Source organism: Butyricicoccus sp., assembly GCF_050872565.1.
Classification (GTDB): domain Bacteria; phylum Bacillota; class Clostridia; order Oscillospirales; family Butyricicoccaceae; genus Butyricicoccus_A.
On sequence record NZ_JBNMHC010000175.1, the window covers coordinates 1 to 4,664 of the forward strand.

Sequence of the window (4,664 nt, forward strand, 5' to 3'; positions counted from 1 at the left end):
GCAGGGCACGGGCTTTTTCCAAATCGGCCTTCCACAAATCGTTGTTTGCATAGACATCTTCCAGTGCCCAAGTATATTTCGGGTCCGCTTCGCTGCGGACAGGAATTTTCTTTTCCATGGTATTGAAACCTCCTGTGAAAATTTACTGTCAAACAACTTTAGTATAGCATGGTTACGGAAAATTTAACAGAAAAATATGAGATTATTCCTCGTCCTCTTCGCATTCTTCTTCTAACTGTGCGTTGCGCTTGACGCACATGCGTGCCGTGATGGACAACAGGGCGAAAGTCAGAAGAAACGTAAAGAAAGCGGCAATCAGGGCACACAGACACAGGATTTTCGGATAGTGCACGAAATATCCCTGTTTCGTGTACATCAGCAACGTAAAGACAAAGATGCAGATGGCACCGATCATACTCATCAAGGCGTTGATCTTGGCATTTGGCTTGAGCCGCCAATCCCACAAGCCGCGGCGGATGCAGCAAAACTCGGTATAGATGCTCAAAGCGAACAGCAGAGCTGTGGTGCAGCCGATGAGCAGAAACGGGGAATTGGTCAGAATCTCTATGAGCAGTAAGACGAGAATGCCAAAATAGGCAAACCAGAACCCGCGATGTTCGATTTGATACATCTGCTGTGTTTGACGCTCGTCAAGAGCAATCGGGGGGAGTAAATGGAATTGGTTTCGTTTCATAGGTCATACCTCCCAAAATAAATCGTCCAGAGTTTTATCTAATGCTTTGCAAATAGCAATGCATAAACGGATGGTTGGATTATAATCGCCTTTTTCGATGGCGTTGATTGTCTGGCGGGAGACGCCGACCAGATCTGCCAGTGCTTGCTGGGAGAGATCTTTTCCGGCACGAGCTGCCTTCAGCCGCAGATTTTTCATGCGCTGCCCTCCTTCTGTCTTTCTGTACCTGTAGTATATGCTATACATGATAAAATGTCAAGTATATTTTACATTGCAATGCAAAAGAAAAGCCATCCTGCGAACAGGACAGCTTTTCTCAATGATCTGTGTTGTCAGATTAGAATTCGCACTTCTTTGCGATGTAATCCTTGACCTCAGCGATCGGCAGACGAATCTGCTCCATGGTGTCGCGGTCGCGGATAGTGACACAGCCGTCGTTTTCGGTCTCGAAGTCAACGGTGATGCACAGCGGGGTACCGATTTCATCCTCACGGCGGTAGCGCTTGCCGATGGAACCAGCCTCATCATAGTCAATCATGAAGTGCTTTGCCAGCTCTTCGTATACCGGGATTGCCTGGTCATGCAGCTTCTTGGACAGCGGCAGAACAGCAGCTTTGTACGGTGCCAGAGCCGGATGCAGACGCAGAACGACACGAACATCATCCTTGCCCTTCTTGTCCTGACCAACAACTTCCTCGTCGTATGCGTCGCACAGGAATGCCAGAGCAACACGGTCAGCACCCAGAGACGGCTCGATAACGTACGGGATGTACTTTTCGCCGGCTTCCTGATCGAAGTATTCCATAGAAACACCGGAGGTGTTCTGATGCTGGGTCAGGTCGAAGTCGGTGCGGTCAGCGATGCCCCACAGCTCGCCCCAGCCGAACGGGAACAGGAACTCGATGTCTGTGGTAGCGTTGGAGTAATGGGACAGCTCTTCCTGCTCATGGTCGCGCAGACGCATGTTCTCTTCCTTGATGCCAAGGCTGAGCAGGAAGTTCTTGCAGGTGTCCTTCCAGTACTTGAACCACTCCAGATCGGTGCCCGGCTTGCAGAAGAACTCCAGCTCCATCTGCTCGAACTCACGGGTACGGAAGGTGAAGTTGCCCGGGGTAATCTCGTTACGGAAAGACTTACCAACCTGAGCGACACCAAACGGAATCTTACGGCGGGTGGTGCGCTGTACGTTCTGGAAGTTGACGAAGATACCCTGTGCGGTCTCCGGACGCAGGTACAGCTCGTTCTTTGCGTTCTCAGTAACACCCTGGAAGGTCTTGAACATCAGGTTGAACTGACGAATATCAGTAAAGTTATGACCACCGCAGTTCGGACAAGCAATCTGCTTCTCGTCGATGTAGTCACGCATCTGCTGGTTGCTCCAGCCAGCCGGATTCTCGCCGGTAGCGTCCTCAATCAGCTGGTCAGCACGATGACGAGTGTGGCAGTCCTTGCAGTCCATCAGCGGATCAGAGAAACCGCCTACGTGACCGGAAGCAACCCAAGTCATCGGGTTCATTAGGATAGCGGAATCCAGACCGACATTGTACGGGGATTCCTGTACGAACTTCTTTCTCCAAGCGTTCTTGACGTTATTCTTGAATTCGACACCAAGCGGACCGTAATCCCAGGTGTTAGCAAGACCGCCGTAGATCTCGGAGCCGCTGTAAACGAAACCGCGTCCCTTACACAGAGCGACGATTTTGTCCATTGTCTTTTCGGTGTTGTTCATAATTTCTACTCCTTATAGGCGCATATGGCTTATGCACACAAAAATTTAGTCAAAAGCTCTTGACTATGTTCTTATTATAGCGTATACTAATTAAATGTCAAGACATTGTGTCTGACAAACCAAATTCATATCCGGGTGTAGCGCAGATGGTAGCGCGCCTGCTTTGGGAGCAGGATGCCGCAGGTTCGACTCCTGTCACTCGGACCAAATAAACCCGATGGTTTTGATACGAAGCCATCGGGTTTTTTCTATTTATGGTAGATTGCATCGTGATGTGGATAATGTATTTGACAAACTGGAAGCTGTGGAGATAATAAAATGATTCGGCAATACGCTAATGGTGATATAGATGCAGTGATGCAAATATGGCTGAATACAAATATTCAGGCACATGAGTTTATATCTTCTGATTACTGGCAGAGCAACTTTTATGTGGTAAAAGAAATGCTGCCACACGCAGAAATATATGTATATGAAGATGACTGTGCAAAGCAGATAGAAGGATTTATTGGACTGAATGATAACTACATTGAGGGTATTTTTGTGAAAAAAACAGCTCAATCAAAAGGGATCGGAAAACAACTGTTGAATCATGCGAAAGAAATCAAATCCACGCTAAGACTGAGTGTTTATCAGAAGAATGAGAAAGCAATTCAATTTTACCTGCGAGAAAAATTTAGTATCCAATCTGAAAATATGGATGCTAATACTGGTGAAAAAGAATTTGTAATGGTATGGAAGCGGTAAATTCCGATTTGTTTCACAGAACGGCAATGGTTTCATTTTATCCGCTGTTGCTGACACAAGAAAAGCCTGTATTCCGTCGGAATACAGGCTTTTTTCTATGGATTTTGATCTATTGTATCGACAACAATATCAATGGCTTTGGTGACGAAATTGATTTTCTTTTCGCTGAATACGGTTCCGTCGTGGGAGAGGGAAATATCAGCAATTGCCAATTCATCGTCTTGAGAGACTTCCGTGCTGCCCATGAGTGTTGTCCACTTGATGGACACATCGGATTTCGTGATAGCCTGATCGTATGCGACGGTGTACTGGGTTTTCTCGAACAATTGGAAGTTGGAATCTGCTTGCACGAGAATGGTATGATCGGTATCCTGATATACATCTACGGTATAATACACGCGGTCCTCTCCGCTTGCTTCTGGGTTGGGGTAGACCGTTTGTGTATCAATTTTTTGCATGTTGTCCGTTGACAGGAGAGAAGATGTGTGGTCAGACGAACCGGAAGCACAGCCGGACAATATGAGCATCGCCAATAACGCGATAGAAACGAGAATCTTGTGTTTGTTTTTCACAGATGTCATGCCTCTTGCAAATGCGATGCGAATTTTTTCGCAATTTCCGGCAGTTCGCCGAGTCCGGTCAATATCGTTTGGGTCTCAAAACCAAGTGCTTCCAGCTGACTTTTCCAGCTGCTGGGTGCATCGCCGGAGAGGTCGTTGCGGGCGTGGTCTCCGGCAACAATCATAAATGGCATGAGCAGAATTTTTTGTATCTTGGCAGCTTGCAGCTGTGGGATGATGCTGTCCAGCTGAGGATAGCCCTCTACGGTGCCGACATACACCTGTGAATATCCCGCTGTGCGGAATTTGTGCTCCAGCTCACAATACGCTGCATTGGCAAAGTGCTCCGTGCCGTGCCCCATCAGTAGGAGAGCTTCGTGCTCTGCACACGGCGGAACATGCTGCATGACTGCATGAACACAGACATCATAATCGGATTGCGACCATAATAATGGATGCGCCATGTGCACCTGCGGAAATGCCGCGGCATCTGCACACAGCTGTTCATATTCTATACCGGGAATCACGTGGGTTGTCAGACAAAGAATGCGTTCGTACTGCTGTTGGCACAGCTGCTCAAACAGCATGTGCGGATCGGGAATATCCATACCATCGCGCTCGCGCAGTTTCCTGCGAATGATTCGTGAGGTGAACGCGCGGTATACCGGTTGTTCACAGACCTGCTCGGCGGCTCGTTCGATGTTTTCAATCGCTTGCATCGCTTCGGGAACGGATGTTCCGAAACTGACTACGACAATTGCTTGCTTCATAATAAATAAGTACCCTCCGATTCCTAAGATTATCTTCAGGATAGCGGAGGGAAAATCATCTGTCAAGGACAGAACGGACACAATTAGATTTGTTTTCGGATGCGGGACAGCGCACTTTTTTCCAAGCGGGATACCTGCGCCTGAGAAATATGGATTTCGTTGGC

At 47.8% G+C, this 4,664-nt stretch carries 6 protein-coding genes and 1 tRNA gene; 2 read left to right on the forward strand and 5 right to left on the reverse strand.

The genetic code is table 11. The features are described 5' to 3' along the window. Nucleotides 1–202 precede the first annotated feature (202 nt). From ACR0P9_RS07910 to ACR0P9_RS07920, 3 genes are all read right to left on the reverse strand, one after another. Complete coding sequence (locus ACR0P9_RS07910; RefSeq protein WP_432618980.1) at nt 203–694, reverse strand: DUF6773 family protein; 492 nt, start codon at nt 692–694, stop codon at nt 203–205. Between the two features lie 3 nt (nt 695–697). Next, complete coding sequence (locus ACR0P9_RS07915; protein ID WP_432618982.1) at nt 698–892, reverse strand: helix-turn-helix transcriptional regulator; 195 nt, start codon at nt 890–892, stop codon at nt 698–700. Between the two features lie 139 nt (nt 893–1,031). Next, the gene (locus ACR0P9_RS07920) at nt 1,032–2,423 is read right to left on the reverse strand and encodes a glycine--tRNA ligase (protein WP_432618984.1); all 1,392 of its coding nucleotides are present in this window, start codon (nt 2,421–2,423) and stop codon (nt 1,032–1,034) included. A gap of 131 nt (nt 2,424–2,554) precedes the next feature. On the opposite strand from ACR0P9_RS07920, the gene ACR0P9_RS07925 reads away from it, so the two are divergent. Both ACR0P9_RS07925 and ACR0P9_RS07930 read left to right on the forward strand, forming a co-directional pair. Further along, a tRNA-Pro gene (locus ACR0P9_RS07925) sits at nt 2,555–2,630 on the forward strand. Between the two features lie 111 nt (nt 2,631–2,741). After that, nucleotides 2,742–3,170 (forward strand): GNAT family N-acetyltransferase, encoded by a 429-nt coding sequence (locus tag ACR0P9_RS07930; protein WP_432618986.1) that lies wholly within the window; start codon nt 2,742–2,744, stop codon nt 3,168–3,170. 95 nt (nt 3,171–3,265) lie between these two features. Here the strand turns inward: ACR0P9_RS07930 and ACR0P9_RS07935 are convergent, their stop codons facing one another. Further along, on the reverse strand, nt 3,266–3,742 hold the full coding sequence (locus tag ACR0P9_RS07935; RefSeq protein WP_432618988.1) for a hypothetical protein: 477 nt from the start codon (nt 3,740–3,742) through the stop codon (nt 3,266–3,268). A 5-nt stretch (nt 3,743–3,747) separates the two neighbouring features. Beyond that, nucleotides 3,748–4,500, reverse strand: a complete 753-nt coding sequence (locus ACR0P9_RS07940; RefSeq protein ID WP_432618990.1) for a sirohydrochlorin cobaltochelatase — start codon at nt 4,498–4,500, stop codon at nt 3,748–3,750. Nucleotides 4,501–4,664 lie beyond the last annotated feature (164 nt).

What these genes read in the sequence shown, in the direction of transcription:
- ACR0P9_RS07910 (WP_432618980.1), bottom strand. Translation starts at nt 694, where the DNA reads ATGAAACGAAACCAATTCCATTTACTCCCCCCGATTGCTCTTGACGAG.
- ACR0P9_RS07915 (WP_432618982.1), bottom strand. Translation starts at nt 892, where the DNA reads ATGAAAAATCTGCGGCTGAAGGCAGCTCGTGCCGGAAAAGATCTCTCC.
- ACR0P9_RS07920 (WP_432618984.1), bottom strand. Translation starts at nt 2,423, where the DNA reads ATGAACAACACCGAAAAGACAATGGACAAAATCGTCGCTCTGTGTAAG.
- ACR0P9_RS07930 (WP_432618986.1), top strand. Translation starts at nt 2,742, where the DNA reads ATGATTCGGCAATACGCTAATGGTGATATAGATGCAGTGATGCAAATA.
- ACR0P9_RS07940 (WP_432618990.1), bottom strand. Translation starts at nt 4,500, where the DNA reads ATGAAGCAAGCAATTGTCGTAGTCAGTTTCGGAACATCCGTTCCCGAA.